At 60.9% G+C, this 16,271-nt stretch carries 20 protein-coding genes; 7 read left to right on the forward strand and 13 right to left on the reverse strand.

Features of this window, described 5'->3' with window-relative positions:
* Positions 1-13: 13 nt before the first annotated feature.
* The 4 genes from pheT to rpmI all read right to left on the reverse strand — a co-directional run bounded on the left by pheT (position 14) and on the right by rpmI (position 4,315).
* Positions 14-2,437, reverse strand: coding sequence for a phenylalanine--tRNA ligase subunit beta (gene pheT, locus VW35_RS09520; RefSeq protein WP_046142817.1), 2,424 nt, complete (start codon positions 2,435-2,437; stop codon positions 14-16).
* A gap of 12 nt (positions 2,438-2,449) precedes the next feature.
* Positions 2,450-3,580, reverse strand: coding sequence for a phenylalanine--tRNA ligase subunit alpha (gene pheS / locus VW35_RS09525; RefSeq protein ID WP_046142818.1), 1,131 nt, complete (start codon positions 3,578-3,580; stop codon positions 2,450-2,452).
* Between the two features lie 113 nt (positions 3,581-3,693).
* Positions 3,694-4,095: a 50S ribosomal protein L20 gene (gene rplT, locus VW35_RS09530; RefSeq protein ID WP_046142819.1), complete on the reverse strand. Its 402-nt coding sequence runs from the start codon at positions 4,093-4,095 to the stop codon at positions 3,694-3,696.
* Between the two features lie 19 nt (positions 4,096-4,114).
* Positions 4,115-4,315, reverse strand: a complete 201-nt coding sequence (rpmI, locus tag VW35_RS09535) for a 50S ribosomal protein L35 (protein WP_035084480.1) — start codon at positions 4,313-4,315, stop codon at positions 4,115-4,117.
* 287 nt (positions 4,316-4,602) lie between these two features.
* Here rpmI and VW35_RS09540 point away from each other — a divergent pair, with 287 nt between their 5' ends.
* Positions 4,603-4,911, forward strand: coding sequence for a hypothetical protein (locus VW35_RS09540; protein ID WP_046142820.1), 309 nt, complete (start codon positions 4,603-4,605; stop codon positions 4,909-4,911).
* A gap of 46 nt (positions 4,912-4,957) precedes the next feature.
* Here the strand turns inward: VW35_RS09540 and VW35_RS20575 are convergent, their stop codons facing one another.
* Complete coding sequence (locus VW35_RS20575; RefSeq protein ID WP_161796890.1) at positions 4,958-5,809, reverse strand: glycosyltransferase family 2 protein; 852 nt, start codon at positions 5,807-5,809, stop codon at positions 4,958-4,960.
* A gap of 141 nt (positions 5,810-5,950) precedes the next feature.
* Here VW35_RS20575 and VW35_RS09550 point away from each other — a divergent pair, with 141 nt between their 5' ends.
* Together VW35_RS09550 and VW35_RS09555 are read left to right on the forward strand one after the other, a co-directional pair.
* Positions 5,951-6,370 (forward strand): Hsp20 family protein, encoded by a 420-nt coding sequence (locus tag VW35_RS09550; protein ID WP_046142821.1) that lies wholly within the window; start codon positions 5,951-5,953, stop codon positions 6,368-6,370.
* Positions 6,371-6,385: 15 nt separating this feature from the next.
* A complete protein-coding gene (locus tag VW35_RS09555) occupies positions 6,386-6,670 on the forward strand; it encodes a DUF1150 family protein (protein ID WP_046142822.1) in 285 nt (94 codons plus the stop codon).
* 72 nt (positions 6,671-6,742) lie between these two features.
* Here the strand turns inward: VW35_RS09555 and VW35_RS09560 are convergent, their stop codons facing one another.
* From VW35_RS09560 to VW35_RS09590, 7 genes are all read right to left on the reverse strand, one after another.
* On the reverse strand, positions 6,743-7,204 hold the full coding sequence (locus tag VW35_RS09560; protein WP_046142823.1) for a PTS sugar transporter subunit IIA: 462 nt from the start codon (positions 7,202-7,204) through the stop codon (positions 6,743-6,745).
* A gap of 48 nt (positions 7,205-7,252) precedes the next feature.
* On the reverse strand, positions 7,253-7,828 hold the full coding sequence (gene hpf / locus VW35_RS09565) for a ribosome hibernation-promoting factor, HPF/YfiA family (protein ID WP_046143042.1): 576 nt from the start codon (positions 7,826-7,828) through the stop codon (positions 7,253-7,255).
* Positions 7,829-8,147: 319 nt separating this feature from the next.
* Positions 8,148-9,659, reverse strand: coding sequence for an RNA polymerase factor sigma-54 (gene rpoN / locus VW35_RS09570; RefSeq protein WP_046142824.1), 1,512 nt, complete (start codon positions 9,657-9,659; stop codon positions 8,148-8,150).
* Between the two features lie 105 nt (positions 9,660-9,764).
* Positions 9,765-10,523 (reverse strand): LPS export ABC transporter ATP-binding protein, encoded by a 759-nt coding sequence (gene lptB, locus VW35_RS09575; protein WP_046142825.1) that lies wholly within the window; start codon positions 10,521-10,523, stop codon positions 9,765-9,767.
* Positions 10,520-10,978 carry a lipopolysaccharide transport periplasmic protein LptA gene (gene lptA / locus VW35_RS09580; protein ID WP_052951624.1) on the reverse strand — a complete coding sequence of 153 codons (459 nt, stop codon included), beginning with the start codon at positions 10,976-10,978 and terminating at the stop codon, positions 10,520-10,522. Before lptA ends, lptB begins: the two co-directional genes overlap by 4 nt.
* Positions 10,975-11,610 carry a hypothetical protein gene (locus tag VW35_RS09585; protein WP_046142826.1) on the reverse strand — a complete coding sequence of 212 codons (636 nt, stop codon included), beginning with the start codon at positions 11,608-11,610 and terminating at the stop codon, positions 10,975-10,977. The genes lptA and VW35_RS09585 overlap by 4 nt, the downstream gene beginning before the upstream one ends.
* A 9-nt stretch (positions 11,611-11,619) precedes the next feature.
* Positions 11,620-12,234 carry a ribonuclease D gene (locus tag VW35_RS09590; protein WP_046142827.1) on the reverse strand — a complete coding sequence of 205 codons (615 nt, stop codon included), beginning with the start codon at positions 12,232-12,234 and terminating at the stop codon, positions 11,620-11,622.
* A 207-nt stretch (positions 12,235-12,441) separates the two neighbouring features.
* Between VW35_RS09590 and metK the strand changes: the two genes are divergently transcribed.
* The 3 genes from metK (at position 12,442) to VW35_RS09605 (ending at position 15,015) form a co-directional block, all read left to right on the forward strand.
* Positions 12,442-13,698 (forward strand): methionine adenosyltransferase, encoded by a 1,257-nt coding sequence (gene metK / locus VW35_RS09595; protein ID WP_046143044.1) that lies wholly within the window; start codon positions 12,442-12,444, stop codon positions 13,696-13,698.
* A 77-nt stretch (positions 13,699-13,775) separates the two neighbouring features.
* Positions 13,776-14,483, forward strand: a complete 708-nt coding sequence (gene trmB / locus VW35_RS09600) for a tRNA (guanosine(46)-N7)-methyltransferase TrmB (RefSeq protein ID WP_046142828.1) — start codon at positions 13,776-13,778, stop codon at positions 14,481-14,483.
* Between the two features lie 145 nt (positions 14,484-14,628).
* Entirely contained in the window at positions 14,629-15,015 is a 387-nt protein-coding gene (locus VW35_RS09605; RefSeq protein ID WP_052951625.1) for a winged helix-turn-helix transcriptional regulator, read from the forward strand.
* A 78-nt stretch (positions 15,016-15,093) separates the two neighbouring features.
* Here the strand turns inward: VW35_RS09605 and VW35_RS09610 are convergent, their stop codons facing one another.
* Positions 15,094-15,363 (reverse strand): hypothetical protein, encoded by a 270-nt coding sequence (locus VW35_RS09610; protein WP_152662545.1) that lies wholly within the window; start codon positions 15,361-15,363, stop codon positions 15,094-15,096.
* 241 nt (positions 15,364-15,604) lie between these two features.
* On the opposite strand from VW35_RS09610, the gene VW35_RS09615 reads away from it, so the two are divergent.
* Positions 15,605-16,270, forward strand: coding sequence for a ferredoxin reductase domain-containing protein (locus VW35_RS09615; RefSeq protein WP_046142830.1), 666 nt, complete (start codon positions 15,605-15,607; stop codon positions 16,268-16,270).
* Position 16,271 lies beyond the last annotated feature (1 nt).

Here is a 16,271-nt window from a genome sequence, read left to right on the forward strand (position 1 = left end):
AAAGAAAGAACTGCTACTTCCGCAGTTCGCCGCCCGTCGTCTTGGTAACAGCCGCAACAATCGCCGCCGACACCTTCTCGATATCTTCGTCGGTCAGCGTCTTGTCGCGCGGCTGAAGCGTGACTTCGATGGCGACCGACTTCTTGCCCTCGCCGACATGCACACCTTCGAACACGTCGAAGATGCCGACATCGGCGATGAGCGTCTTATCCGCGCCCTTGGCTGCCTTGAGGATGGAAGCCGCGGTCACGCTGCGATCCATCACGAAAGCAAAGTCGCGGGATACCTGCTGGAATTGACTCAGGTCGAGCGCCGGCTTGGTCTTGGTTGCCTTCTTGCGCGGCTCGGGCAGGGCGTCGAGGTCGATCTCGAAGGCCGCAACCGGGCCATCGATATCCAGTTCCGCCGCCACCGCCGGATGCAGTTCACCGAACCAGCCGAGCGTTACCTTTGGTCCGAGCGCAATGCGCCCGCCTCGCCCCGGGTGGCTCCAGCTCGCCGCTTCCGGCAGCACCTGCACTTTTTCGATGTCGACGCCAAGCGCATCGAGCACCGCAGCGAGATCGGCCTTGGCATCCCAGACGCCAACCGCCCCGGCCTTTCCCAACCAATGGCGCCCGGCGCCATCGATCTTGGCCGTTCCGGTGCGCACGCCTGAGGCATAAGTGTGCTGCCCCTCGGGCTTGTCGGAGAGGAACACCTGGCCGACTTCGAACAGTGTGACATCGGCAAAGCCACGGTTGGCATTGCGCCGCGCGCCCGAAAGCAGGCCCGGCAGCAATGAAGGCCGCATGTCGGTCATATCGGAAGCAATGGCATTGGCGAGTTGCCTATCTTCGGTGCCCCCGCCAAAGCGCGTGGCTTCATCATGGGAAATGAACGACCAGGTCACAGCCTCGTTAAGGCCACGCGCTGCAAGCGTCCGCCGCGCAATGCGGCGGCGGTTCTGGATGGTCGTGAGAATCCGCGGCGCCACATGGTTGAGGCGCGCCAGCGGCTCCACCGGCACATTGTCGACGCCCACCATGCGCATGACCTCTTCGACGAGATCGGCCTTTTGGGTAACATCCGGACGCCAGCTCGGGACTTTCACGGTGCGCGTGTCGCCAGAACCCTCAGCCACAAAGCCAAGAGAGGTCAGAATAGCTTCGATCCTTTCCGGCGCTACATCGAGGCCCGTCAGGCGGCGCACTTCGCCCAGCGGAAATTCGACGACCGTATTGGCAAAAACATCCTCGCCCGAGATCGCCGGCTCCTTCGGCTCACCGCCGCAAAGCTCCAGCACAAGCCGCGTCGCCAGTTCCATGCCCGGCTCGGTCAGCGCCGGATCAACCGAACGCTCGAGACGATACCGGGCATCCGAAACTATTCCGGTCTTGCGGCCGGTGCGGGCGATCAGTTCCGGATCCCAGCTGGCGCATTCGATGAAGACATTGGTTGTCTCCTCGGTGACGCCCGAGCGAATGCCGCCCATGATGCCGCCGAGGCAAAGCGGGCCCTTGTCGTCGGCAATCACCGTCATGGTGTCGTCAAGCGTATAGACCTTGTTGTCGAGCGCATCGAACGCCTCGCCGCGCGCATTGCGCAGCACCATGGTGCCCTCAACCTTATCCGCATCATAGGCATGCAGCGGCCGGCCCCAGCCGAGCGAGACGAGGTTGGTGATATCGACGATCGCGTTGATGGGCCGCAGACCCACAGCCCGCAGCCGCGCCTGCAGCCAGTCTGGCGATGGCCCGTTCTTCACGTTGGCGATATAGCGGCCGGCAAATTTCCGAATGGCCTTGGGCTCATCGCCCGAAAACTGGTGCGGCAGCGGCGCAATCGGGCCCTTTCCTACCGACGGCACTGGCGAGAAGTCAGTCTTCTTGAGCGTACCGAGGCCGAACGCTGCCAGATCGCGTGCCACACCATAAACTCCGGTCGCATCGCCCCGGTTCGGCGTGATGGAAATATCGAAAACCACGCCATTGATGCCGGCATAGTCGACATATTTTTCCCCGATCGGCGCATCATCGGGCAGGGAAATAATGCCGTCATGATCGTTGGACAGCTGGAGTTCTGCCGCCGAGCAGAGCATGCCGTTAGATGGCGCGCCGCGAATGACGACGCCGCCCTTGAGTTCAAAGTCCTTGCCGGGAATATAGGTGCCGGGGAAGGCAAAGACCGACTTCATGCCGGTTTTCACATTGGGCGCACCGCAGACGACATCGATCAGTTCACCCGTGCCCGCATCCACCTTACAGATATTGAGGTGATCGGAATTGGGATGCGGTTCCGCCTTCACCACTTGGGCGACCACGAACTTTGCAAGCGCCTTGCCCTGCGATTCAACGCCTTCGACCTCAAGGCCGACCGTCGTCAATGCCGTGGCAATCTCATCGGCGGAAGCTGTGGTGTCGAGGTGTTCGAGGAGCCAGTCGAGAGTGAATTTCATTTCTTTGGCTCCTTAGCTCGAAAGTCCGCCGAACAGGGTCGGCAAGTCGAGCGGCCTAAATCCGTAATGTTCGATCCAGCGCTGATCGGCGTCAAAGAAGGCGCGCAGATCCGGCATGCCATATTTCAGCATGGCGAGACGATCGATGCCCATGCCCCAGGCAAAGCCCTGGTAGACATCGGGATCGAGCCCGGCATTGCGCAGCACATTGGGGTGCACCATGCCGCAGCCGAGAATTTCGAGCCAATCCTTGCCCTCGCCGATCTTCACCTCCGAGCCTGAGCGGTCGCACTGCACGTCGACTTCCATACTCGGCTCGGTGAAGGGGAAGAAGCTCGGGCGGAAGCGCAGGGTCACGCTCGGCACTTCAAAGAAGGCCTTTAAAAATTCTTCGAGCACCCAGCGGAGCTGGCCGATGTGGGAATCCTTGTCGATGACGAGACCCTCGACCTGGTGGAACATCGGCGTATGCGTCTGGTCGCTATCGTTACGATAGGTGCGGCCGGGCATGACGACGCGGATGGGCGGATCCTGCGACGGGGTCAGGTAGGATGCTGCGGTCTTCTCATTGGTCTTTTGCATCACACGCACCTGCACGGGCGAGGTATGCGTCCGAAGCACCTTCTTCACCCCGTCGGGGCCAGGTTTCATGAAGAAGGTGTCGTGCATTTCACGCGCCGGGTGACCCTCGGGGAAATTCAGCGCCGTGAAATTGTAGTAATCCGTCTCGATATCGGGTCCTTCGGCAATGGAAAAACCCATGTCCGAAAAAATAGCGGTGATTTCGTCGATGGTCTGCGAAATCGGATGAATGCGGCCCCTGGCGGTCGGAGCGGGCGGCAGCGGCAGGGTCACGTCGACTGTCTCGGCCTTGAGCCGTGCTTCAAGCGCTGCGCCCTTCAACTGGGTGCTGCGGGTCTCGATGAGACCGGCAATTTCGTTCTTCAGCCCGTTGATGGCGGGGCCGGCGCTCTTGCGCTCTTCATGGGGCATGGCGCCCAGCGTTGCCAAAAGCGCCGAGACCGAACCCTTCTTGCCCAAAGCCGAGACACGCACCGCATCCAGGGTGGCTTCGGTGTCGGCAGCCGCGATGGCAGCCGAGAGGTCGGCGCGCAGCATATTGATGTCGGTTTCCAAAGACATGGGAGACTCTCGGCAGGAAAATTTGATTGCGGTTAGACCAAAACAAAACGCCCCGCGCCAGCCCTTTTCAGGGTGGCGCAAGGCGCAATTTCGACCTCAGCAGAAACTGGAGGTTAGGCGGTGACGCGGGCGTGGGTCGTCTTGTCGACGCCCTCGAGATAAGCCAGCGCTGCCTTGGCCTTCTGGACCAGGGCACCGAACGCTTCGGGCTGGGTGATCGCGAGATCGGACAGCACCTTGCGGTCGACAGCAACCTCAGCCTTGCTGAGGCCGTCGATAAATCGGTTATAGGTCAGGCCATATTCGCGGACGGCAGCGTTGATACGCTGGATCCAGAGCGCGCGGAAGTTGCGCTTCTTGACGCGACGATCGCGATAGGCGTACTGGCCGGCCTTTTCGACCGCCTGCTTGGCGATACGGATCGTAGACTTACGACGGCCATAATAGCCCTCGGCGGCCTTCAAGACCTTCTTGTGACGGGCGTGGGCGGTTACGCCTCTTTTTACGCGTGCCATATTTTAGTGTCCTTCCAGCTTAGCGGTTGTACGGCATGTACCACTTCACCAGACCCTCGTCGCCCTTGGACAGGATCTTGGTGCCGCGGTTGGTGCGGATGTACTTGGCGTTGTGGCTGATCAGGCGGTGGCGCTTGCCGGCGACGCCGGCCTTCACCTTACCCGAGGCGGTGAAGCTGAAACGCTTCTTGGCGCCGGACTTGGTCTTCATCTTGGGCATTTTGCGGGTCCTTATTGGTCTTAACAGGCGCTTGCGCACCCATCGCTTTCAAAAACCGCCACGGCATGCCTTTTGGCCGGGCGATCCGGAGATGGGGCTCTATAGGAGCAATGCGGGAGAAAGGCAAGGCCGTCTCGCGGCGAGCGTGCCTACGAAGACCGCAGGGATTGGATCACCCACATTTTGGTGTTCAACCTTACCGAACATTCATGAAACTTTATGCGCGCGCTCAGCGTCTATTCAACACGCTCCAAGCGTCGGAGCGCAATAAATAAAGGAGTATACCTATGCGTACCATCAAGACTTTTGCCCTTGCCGCTCTCCTTGCCACTTCGGCCGGCGCCGTCATGGCAAGCCCCTTCGATGCCAATGCATCGATCCAGGCACTTGATAATGCGCGCTATGCCACTGTCCTGACCGTCAACCCGGCCGAAGCCCGTTCGCTCGCCATTGACGTCGATACCGCTTCGCTGCAGCAGAAGATCAAGAACAACCCCGCGCTTGCCCGTACCGTGCAGGACCAGGGTTTCCAGATCGACCAGATCGTTGGTCTCGATGCGCGCAACAGCACGGACGTGACGCTTTACGCGCTCTAAAAGCGAGCCTCTATCGGCAACAAGGCGGCTCATGGGCCGCCTTTTTTCATGCCTTGGCCGCGGCAAGCATGGGCTCGAGATGGTTTTCGAACAAGAGCCCCGGATGCTCCGCCAAGGCCTTTCCAAAAGCGGCCTCGGCCACAAGCGAAACCCGCAGGAAGCGCGCGATGCCCGCCAGATCGACCGAGGACAGGCTGTAAAACCCGCTCTCGACCCGACGCAGGATCTCTGTTTTCGAGGCGATCATACCGGCCGCGACATCCTTGCCATTGCTCATCGATCCATCGCGCTTGATGTAATCGTGAAGCGGGGTGCCAAGATGCATGGATTGCGGCGTCTTGCGATAAAGCTGCAGCAGCAATTCAAGGTCGGTCATGTTGCTTAGCGTCGGGTCATACCGGGCATCCGTCCGGCGGCGATCCCAGACCACCATGGAATCCATCGAAAGGCTGATCCACTTGTGCTCGCCCGGCGTCATCACCCGGTCGGGTCCATTTCCGACATAGCGAAGATGGACAAAATCCATGGTCATGACGTCGAGGGCGGTCGTGACGATGGCGTGGTGCGCAAGCGCTTCGACGGCACGCGCCAGCTTTTCCGGCTTCAAACGATCATCGGCGTCCAGAATGGCGGCGTAGGGCGTCTGGAGCTGATCGAGCGCAACATTGCGCGTGCGCGAGGCGCCGCTGCCGATGCCGCCGCTCGAGACAAAGACCTGCCGCCCGTCCCGCAGGCCGCGTTCCTGGAGAAAACCGGCATAATCAAAACCATCGTCGGCGATGATCCAGTGCTGCCAATCCGCGTGGGTTTGGTCGAGGACGCTCCTCACGGTCGTTGCCAGGGTATCCTGGGCGCGGAAAGCGGGAGTGATGACGGCGACGGTTTGCGGCTGCGACACGATGACTTCCCCAATAGACCATCCGCGCCAGGCTGCGGACTTGAACGCATGGCGCAACGAACCCATATCTGGACCACGTTATCGATGCCACTCAATTGGGTCGGAAACGTATCGTTGCTTGCTTGAACAAGGACGGCGTTGATGTCGCGTATATCGGTCTTTTCCGCGCCCTTCCTCCTCGGCTTTGACAGTTTCGAGGAGAGGATCGATCGGCTTGCCCGGTCGGCGGATGGATACCCTCCTTACAATATCGAACGCACGGCCACCGAAGACGGTGCCGAACGCTTCGTCATCTCGATCGCTGTCGCCGGATTTGCCGAAGGCGAGCTCGAGGTCATGACCGAAGACAACCAGCTCAGCGTTCGCGGCAAGCAGAAGGATGAACCCGGCCGGGAGTTCCTTCATCGCGGCATTGCGGCACGGCAATTCCAGCGAACGTTTCTCCTCGCCGATGGCATGATCGTGAAAGATGCAACTTTGAGCCATGGAATGCTCGTTATTGCTCTTGAGCGTCCCCGGACGCCCAAGCTTGCCCGCCGTATCGACATCCGCTCGCTGTAAAGGAAGGGCCCAAAAATGATGGATAGACGCAATGACGACGCCGTTTCGCTGGATGCTAATCCGCTGCGGCACCTGACCCAGGCCCAGTTCGCCGCCCTCGGCGGCAGCGCGGTGGCCTATATCAAACCGGTTTCCGGCAAGTTGCTCTCGAGCATGATCACCGAAGCCGAGTTCAACGATGCCGAGCAGTACCAGCTCGTCATGTCCGCCGATGGCACGCCGCTGATGGTGGCGGACACCGAAGATGCGGTCAACGAATGGCTCGGCGACCAGAATCTGGGCCTTGCAACGCTTCACTAAGGCGCGACAGAACATGAAAAAGCCCCGCGGACAGCGACGTCCACGGGGCTTTCTTTTTGTTCTCAGGATCGATCAGGCGGCGTCGCGAATGGAGGTGGCGAGGATCGAATAGAGTTTCGCGGTATCAGTCTCCCGGCGTAGTCGTTCGACGATATCTTCGGTGCGCAGAAGGCGGGCCACAACCGATAGGGCCTTCAAATGGTCGGCGCCCGCGCCGACAGGGGCGAGCAGCATCATGACCACGTCGACCGGCTGATCGTCCACCGCGTCAAAATCCATGGGCGTCTCGAGCCGGGCGAACACTGCCGTCACGCCCTTGAGCCCGGCGATCTTGCCGTGGGGGATGGCGATGCCGTTGCCGACGCCGGTCGAGCCCAAATCCTCGCGGCCGCTGATGGCCGCGAGAATGTCGGATGCATTCATGCCGGTGAGTTCTGAAGCCTTCTCTGACAATACCTCGAAGAGCTGGCGCTTGGAGATTCCGCCCGTGCAATTAAGCACGGCGTTCTCCGCCAGAATATCGACCAATTCCATGAGTTTGCCCTAGGCTCTACTTCAGCTTTTCAGCGGCAGAGAGGCCAGTTAATTTGCCCCCAAGGCCGGATCGATCCAGCCAATATTGCCGTCCGCGCGGCGGTAGACCACATTCAGGCCGCCATGTCCAGCGTGCCGGAACATCACAACCTGCTGACCGGAATAGTCGAGCTCCATGACGGCTTCCTCGACGCTCATCTGCCGAAGGCTCTTGGTGGTCTCTGCCACGACGGGCGGCGCATAGTCCTCGTCGAGCTCGTCGAATTCATCCGATGACCCAAAAACGGTATATTGCGCGGTGACGTCGTCGGCGCCGGTTCCCGGTCCGCGTCTATGCTGCTTGAGCTTGCGATTGTACCGGCGGAGGCGCTTTTCGATGTTGAGCGCCATGACTTCATAGGCCGAGGTGGCGTCGCCTCCCTGGGCACTGGCCTGCAGCACAGTGCCGGAATCAAGGTGAACCACACAGTCGGCACGATAGCCGATTCCGTCCGGTGACAGGGTGAGATGGCCGTCATAGCCGCCGTCGAAATACTTTCCGACGACATTGGCAAAATGATCCGCCGCTTTGCCCCGAAGGGCATCGCCAACATCCATGTTCTTTCCCGAAACGCGTAAGGCCATGGCTTCTTCTTCCTTTCGGTCGTGTGTTCGACGCAAGAGGACCCGGAAGCCGATTCCCGACATTCCGGGTTTCCTGCCTGCTGTCTCCCTTGATGTGGGGAGCCAGTCTCTGGGATGCTAGACCCGCGCCGGGCTGCGGACAATCCGCTTCGCGCACGTGCCGGGCAATTGTGGAGATGACATCGGAAGGCGCCTGGTTTAGCCTTCCCGCCGTTGCCTTCTCGCCACCAGAGATAGATACAACGCTGCGCGACGGGCAGGCGGTTCCGCCGATTCCATCATCCTTGCGTCACAAGGCCGAACTGTCCGGCAAACCGGTTCAGGCGATCTTTTGCAGCGCCTTTTTCTGCCGCCGCCGGATCACCGAAGAGGGGATGTTCATGCCCTCGCGGTACTTGGCGACAGTCCGGCGCGCCACGTCGATCCCCTGCTCCTTGCGCAGGATATCGGCGATCGTATCGTCGGAAAGAATATCCTCGGCCGCCTCCGCATCGATCAGCTGCCGGATGCGGTGGCGCACTGCTTCGGCCGAATGGTCGCCGCCTCCGGTGCTCGAGGCAATGGCGGTGGTGAAGAAATACTTCATCTCATATAGCCCGCGCGGGGTGGCCATATATTTGTTGGCGGTGACGCGGCTGACCGTTGATTCATGCATTTCGATTTCTTCGGCGACCATCTTGAGCGTCATCGGCCGTAAATGGGCGACGCCGTGGGCCAGAAATCCATCCTGCTGCTTGACGATTTCGGCGGCGACTTTGGTAATGGTCTGCGCCCGCTGGTCGAGGCTCTTCGTCAGCCAGTTGGCCGTCGCGAGGCAATCGGACAGAAAGCTCTTTTCGGCCGCATCCCGCGCCTTCTTGGTCACCGTCGCGTAATAGACGCGGTTGACCAGCACTTTGGGCAGGGTTTCGGTATTGAGTTCGATCTGCCACGACCCGTCCGGCCCTGAGCGCACGAATACGTCCGGCACGACGGCTTCCACCAGACCTGTGTCAAATGCCAGGCCCGGCCGGGGGTCGAGCTGCCGCAATTCAGCCAGCATATCGGCAAGGTCTTCACGATCGCAGCCGACAGCCTTGAGCAGTGCCGGCATGTTGTGGTCGGCCAGAAGATCGAGATGCGCGAGGAGGCGCTGCATCATCGGATCGAGCCGATCGCGCTCGCGCAATTGCAGGCTGAGGCATTCGGCAACCGTCCGGGCGAAGACGCCCACCGGATCGCAGCCCTGGAGCGCACCGAGCACCGCTTCGACATCGCCGAGTTCGGCGCCGAGCAATTCCGCCACCGCCTCGAGTTCGACGGCGAGATAGCCAGCCTCATTGAGACCATCGATAAGATGCTGGCCGATCAGCCGATCGGCAGGGGTGCGCAAGATCATCTGCGCCTGGGCTTCGAGATGGTCGGAGAGGCGCGGCCGGCTTGCAACGAACTGGTCGAGGTCTGGCCCCTCCCCGCCTTCGAAACTGCCATTGCGGTCGGGACCGGATGCTACCCCGATTTCACTTGGCGCGGCATCGGGAAAGACGTTTTCGACCGCGGTATCATAGCCTTCGGCGATCTGGTCGGCGTCCTTGATCCTGTCGCCCTGGGCGACGGTATCTTCATAGGCATTGAGTTCGACGACGCGTTCCTGGGCTTCGCCCGGCTCAGGTTCAGGCGAGTCGGCTCCGGCATCCTCGCGTTCGAGCAGAGGATTGCGCAGGAGTTCGGCATCGATGAATTCGTTGAGTTCGAGATGGCTCAATTGCAGCAGCTTTATCGACTGCATGAGCTGCGGCGTCAGCGTCAGGCTCTGCGCCTGGCGAAACTCCAGCCGCGGCGAAAGTGCCATATATTCAACCCCTTGGCGTGTCACCCCATGCCCCGAAGGGCGGCTTCCCGCCGGCAACATGCCTCAATTAATCCACTTGGGCAAGTTCCGTGCCAAGTCGTTTCGTCAGAACTCGAAATTCTCGCCGAGATAGACGCGGCGGGCATCGGGATCGGCCGAGATAGTTTCTGGCCGGCCCTGGATCATCACGGTGCCGCCATGGATGACATAGGCGCGGTCCACGAGGCCGAGCGTCTCGCGCACGGCATGGTCGGTGATGAGGACGCCGATCCCCCGCTGGGTCAATTGACGCACAAGACCCTTCACTTCAGCCACCGCGATCGGATCGACGCCGGCAAAGGGCTCGTCGAGCAGCATGAATTCGGGATCAGCCGCCAAGGCGCGCGCGATTTCGACGCGCCGGCGTTCACCACCCGAAAGCGATAGCGCATTGGCCTTGGCCAGATGCGTGATGGAAAATTCCTCGAGCAACTGGTCAAGCCGCTGCCGGCGCTCGGTGCGGTTTTTGACCGTGTTTTCAAGGATGGCGAGAATGTTTCCCGAAACCGTCATGCCGCGGAAAATCGACGGCTCCTGCGGCAGGTAGCCGACGCCGAGCTGGCCACGCTGGAAGAGCGGCAGATGGGTGATGTCATTGCCATCGAGCCTGATCTGGCCCTTGTCCGGCGCGACCAGACCCATGATCATGGTGAAAACGGTGGTCTTGCCCGCGCCATTGGGGCCGAGCAGGCCAACCGCCTCGCCCTTCTTGACGGCCAGGGAAACGTCGCGCACCACGGCGCGCTTGCCAAAACTCTTGGCAAGACCCTGTGCGACGAGCCAGCCAGATTGATCGAGCCGCGGGCGGACGTCCTTCTCGGTCATTGCGAGGTAAAGACCCCGGTAACGCGACCGCCCTGCCCGGCGGTAAAGGTCGAGACATTGGTCTCGAGATTGACGACCAGCTCGGCCGCGTTGACGGTGCCGCCCGAATTGGTGACCTGAACATTGCCCGTCAGCCGCAGCAGCTGATCGGCGGGGGTGAAAACGGCCTTCTCGCCCGTTGCGGTCTGTTCGTCCGTTTCGAGCTTCACATTGCCCGTCGCCTCGAACGTCTCGATGTCGCTGGTGCCGCCTTCGCCATAGGTCGCGACGACCTTATCGGCCCACACATTCACCGTCGGGTGTTTCACCACCACATTGCCGGTAAAGACCGCCTGGTTGCTCGTTTCTTCAACAACAAAGGTATCGGCCGTGATCTGGACCGGCGTCTGCGCCAGGGCCGGCACTGTAGTAAACGCCAGGGCAAGCACGATCGGCGCAAAGCGAATAAAAGTCATTCCTCGTTTTCCCCGGGAGTTGACGGCAAGGTGACGGTCGCCTTGGTGAAAGTCCAGCGGCTCAGTTCCGCCTCGTGCACCATGCCTTGCGCCCGCACAGTGGCGCCATCGGCATAGTCGATGGAAACACGTCCGCGCGCGGTCAGCGTCTGGGTCGCCCAATCGAAGACAGAATCATAGAGCCGCCCCGAAGTTCCGCTCGAATCGCTGATATCGGTGGCCCCTTCGACCCGGACCTCTTGGGTAGACGTGTCGAGCATGCCGATGGCCGCCGAGGCTTCGCGCCGCAAGCCGTCGAGCCGCTGCAGCACCACGCGCGCATTGTTGAGCGCAATCAGATCGGTGTTTTCAACCGTTGCTGCGGCCTCTTCGGCCCATACGCGATAGGTCGAACCGTCGGCCATGGTGCCGGCATATTCGGGCGCTTCGACCTTGATCCGCTCGGGGCTTACTTCAATGCTGCCGATGCTGTAGCGCGCGCCAAGGCTCGACAGCGCGATCTGTGCCAGGAGCGCTGCCAGCGTCACCGCGCCGAAAACCGGCACGGCCAGCCGCAGCACGCTGACGACGCGGTTGCGGCGAAGCAGTTTCTTGTAGCGGGTGGTGCGACCGTGCTGCGCAGCGAGAGCCAAGAGCGGTCCTCAGCTATGGGCGAAAATGTCGGTTTCCTGCCAGCCCAGGAGATCTAGGGCGCAGCGGGTCTTGACGAAATCGAAGCAGGATTGGGCCAGCTCCATGCGATTTTCACGTTTCAGCATGCGATCGAGGTGGCGCTTGAGGTCGTGCAGATAGAGAACGTCCGAAGCGGCATAATCGAGCTGGGCATCGCTGAGCTTGTCGCTGCCCCAGTCCGAACTCTGCTGCTGCTTGGAAAGATCGACATTGAGCAGCTCGCGCACCAGCTCCTTGAGCCCGTGGCGGTCGGTATAGGTACGCACGAGGCGCGAGGCGATCTTGGTGCAATAGATCGGGCCGGTCACGACGCCAAACCTTTGCTGCAGGACGGCAACGTCGAAGCGGGCATAGTGGAAAATCTTGGTGACGGCCGGATCGGTCAGCAGTTTGACAAGGTTCGGCGCCTCGCTCAGGTCCTGCGGGATCTGGATCACGTCGGCGCTGCCATCGCCAGGCGACAGCTGCACGACGCAGAGCCGATCGCGGTGCGGATTAAGACCCATGGTCTCGGTATCGATCGCTACCTCACGGCCATAATTGGACAGGTTCGGCAGGTCGCCGCGGTGCACTCTGATGGCCATGGTTCGTCCCGTTCTTGCTTTTGCTCTTCCTTGGCACAGCAGCAAGGCAATGGAAAGGCAGCAGCCATAGGCAAGATTTGCTCAACGCTTAGGTGAGATGATATCAAGCTTTCTTTATATCCGGCTTGACCCAGCGAGCCGGGAATGTCAAAAACCCGCCAGTTTGACCCTTTTTCGGGCCTTTTCTGCATCTTCAGGAGTTTTCGCGTGGCGCGCTCGTCCTACCAGTTTACCTCCGAGTCGGTCTCCGAAGGGCATCCCGATAAGGTCTGCGACCGTATTTCGGACGAGATCGTCGATCTCGTCTTCCGCGAAGCCAAGAAAGTCGGGATGGACATGGCGCAGGTGCGCATCGCCTGCGAAACCCTGGCGACAACCAATCGCGTCGTCATCGCCGGCGAGGTCCGCGTGCCTGAAACCCTTCTCAAGAAAGACAAGGACGGCAAGGTCCTCCACGACCAGGCCGGCGCTCCGATCGTCAATCCGTCAAAGTTCAAGTCGGCCGCCCGCAAGGCCATTCGCGCCATCGGCTACGAGCAATCGGGCTTTCACTGGAAGACCTGCAAGATCGACGTGCTGCTTCATGGCCAGTCGGCCGATATCGCCCAGGGTGTCGACGAGAAGGGCAACAAGGATGTCGGCGCCGGCGACCAGGGCATCATGTTCGGCTATGCCAGCCGCGAAACCCCGGAACTCCTGCCCGCTCCGATCTACTACGCCCACAAGATCCTCGAAGACCTGACCATTGCCCGCAAGGCCAATCATGGTCCGGCCGGCAAGCTCGGCCCCGATGCCAAGAGCCAGGTGACGGTGCGCTATGAAGATGGCAAGCCCGTCGGCGTCACCCAGATCGTGCTCTCGACCCAGCACCTCGACGAATCGCTGACCTCGGCCGATGTCCGCACCATCGTCGAGCCGATCGTCCGCGCCGCTTTGCCCGAGGGCTGGATCAGCGACGAGACCGTCTGGCACGTCAATCCGACCGGCAAGTTCGTGGTCGGCGGCCCCGATGGCGATGCGGGCCTCACCGGCCGCAAGATCATCGTGGATACCTATGGTGGCGCGGCCCCGCATGGTGGTGGCGCCTTTTCGGGCAAGGACCCGACCAAGGTCGACCGTTCTGCGGCCTATGCGGCGCGCTACCTTGCGAAAAACGTCGTCGCCGCCGGCCTTGCCGACCGCGCGACCATCCAGCTCAGCTACGCCATCGGCGTTGCCAAGCCGCTTTCGATCTATGTCGACCTTCACGGCACCGGCAAGGTCGACGAAGCCAAACTCGAAAAAGCTCTGGCCGAGGTGATGGACCTGACCCCGCGCGGCATCCGCACCCATCTCGACCTCAACAAGCCCATCTACGCCAAGACCTCGGCCTATGGCCATTTCGGCCGCAAGCCAGGCCGCGACGGCAGCTTCTCCTGGGAGAAGACCGATCTCGTACGGGCCCTCAAGCAGGCCGTCGTCTGACTTCCCGCTGCCATTGACCCAAGGCCTCTTTTCCGCGATTGCGGGAGAGAGGCCTTCTTCTTTTCCACTTTGAGACCATGTCCGACAGCCACGAACACCCCAAAACCCTTTCGGGCGAGCCGCGCGCCTTTTTCGGCCGCCGCTCCGGCAAGAAGCTGCATGACGGGCAGAAGGCCATGGTCGACGAGGCCCTGCCCGAACTCGAGATCGCGCTGACCGATCGCCTCGACCCAAAGTCGCTGTTTCCCAACGCCAATCGCATCGTCATCGAGATCGGCTATGGCGGCGGCGAACATCTGGCGCGCAAGGCGAGCGAGGAGCCGGAAACCGGCTTTATCGGCTGCGAAGTCTTTACCGGCGGCATCGGCAAGATGGTGCAGGCCATCATCGCCAGGGACATCGGCAATATCCGGCTTTTCACCGATGACGCGCTGAAGCTGCTCGTCACTCTGCCCGATGCGAGCGTCGACGCCGTCTATCTGCTCTATCCCGATCCGTGGCCCAAGACGCGCCATCACAAGCGGCGCTTCGTGTCGCCGACGACGCTCAAGGAACTGGCGCGCGTCATCCGGCCCGGCGGAACGTTCCACTTTGCCACCGACATCGAAGACTATGCCGATTGGACGCTGGCGCATATTCTGCGCGAGCCGGCATTCACCTTCGCTCCCAAGACGCCGGGAGAATGGCACCAGCCTTATCCGGGCTGGGAGGCGACGCGCTATGAGCAAAAAGCCCGTCGCGAAGGGCGGCTCGTAAGCTTTTATTTCACCTTCCCGCGCCGCTGAACTGCACAGAGCGTTCACCAAAAGCGGCGAATTAAATGGGGTTCAGTGACTGGACCTCGGCCGATCGCGCCCCATATCGGGAAGACAAGCCGGCTCGCGAAGACGCGAACGGCCTCTTCTTGCTGGTCGCGTCCGGGGGTTTCCCATGCCAGGTCATGCTTTTCAGAGCACTCCATCCGATCATGAACTGCTCGTCGTGCGACCCGGCAAATGGACACTCGTCGTTATCAGCGAACTGCGCCAGGGCACCCGCCGCTTCAATCAGCTCCGCCGCGCCATGGGCGGCGTGTCGCAAAAATCCCTGACCATGACCCTGCGCGAACTTGAGCGCGATGGCTTCGTGACGCGCACCGCCTTTGCCACCATTCCGCCGCGCGTCGATTATGCACTGACCGAAATCGGCGTCGAACTGCTGCATCTGGCCGATCAATGGCGCGCTTTTGCCCTTCGCAATCGTGATGCGGTCAACGAGGCGCGCGATCGGTTCGATGCCAGCCAGCCCCTTATCGTTATCGACGAAGGCGACGATTGACCGGCAAAAGAAAAGGCCCCAATTGGGGCCTTTTGCCGAAAGCCGCTCCGCGGTCCGCGGCTTGCGGGGCTTTGCGTCTCAGCTGGCCAGGGGGGTCAGCGTGTCGCGAGTGAAGAAGGCCATGGTCTGCGTGCCGTCTTCATTGGTGACAAAAGCGCGGACCACGTCGTCACCCCACAGTTCGACTGAAACGGCGCTGATGCCACGGGCCTGCAGCTCGGAAAGCGCGGTGTCGAAATCATAGCTCTGGTCGTCATTGGAACCGATCGAGGTGGCGGCAATGCTTGGTGCGGCAAAGCCGGCGAGAGTTGCAGTGGCAACAAGGGCGATAACGGTGTTCTTGATCATTTTGGTGTTCCTTTCGTTTTGAACACCCTGGAGATGATCCCCCGCCATGCTCCCCGCAAGACGGCAAATTCGTCTTTTACGCTCTTGAAACAGGCGGAACTCGTCACGCTGGTTTTCCAAATGAAATCAGGTGGTTATAGCGAAACTCAGTTGCCTTGCTGATACCGGGTTTCGTGTCTGTGCCCGCCCTTCAGGAACCGGCCCAAAGGCTTTCCGGTTGTGACGGAAACAGGAGTTTTACATGTCGATCAGCGTCAAGATCCTCGATACGATCCCCCTCACCCACAACGTTCGCCACTATCGCGTCGAAAAACCCAAAGGCTATGGTTTTTCCCCGGGACAGGCGACGGAAGTCAGCATCGACCGCGATGGCTGGCAGGACGAAAAACGCCCCTTTACTTTCACCAGCCTGCCGGACGACGACACGCTCGAATTCACCATCAAGAGCTACTTCGACCATCCTGGCGTGACCAATCAGCTCTGGTCCCTGGGTGCGGGCGACAAGCTGATCCTTCGCGATGTGTGGGGCACGATCCAATATCGCGGCCCGGGCACTTTCATTGCCGGCGGCGCTGGTGTCACCCCGTTCATAGCCATCCTGCGGCAGCTCAACGCCACAGGCAAGATAGCCGGCAACCGGCTGATCGTTTCCAACCAGACCGAGAAGGACATCATCCTTCGCGACGAGTTCGAAGCCATGAAAGGGCTCGATATCATCTGGACCGTGACGGGAGACGCAAAATCGAAGCTCTTGCAGGAGCGGATCGACGCCGATTTCCTCAAGCGCCATGTCGGCGACTTTTCGGGCAAGTTCTACCTGTGCGGCCCCGACGCCATGGTCAAGGACATCCGTGAACTACTCGATGAAGCGGGTGCCGATGTCGGCAATGTTACTTGGGAAAAATAGC

It is taken from the genome of Devosia soli (assembly GCF_000970455.1).
Classification (GTDB): Bacteria; Pseudomonadota; Alphaproteobacteria; order Rhizobiales; family Devosiaceae; genus Devosia; species Devosia soli.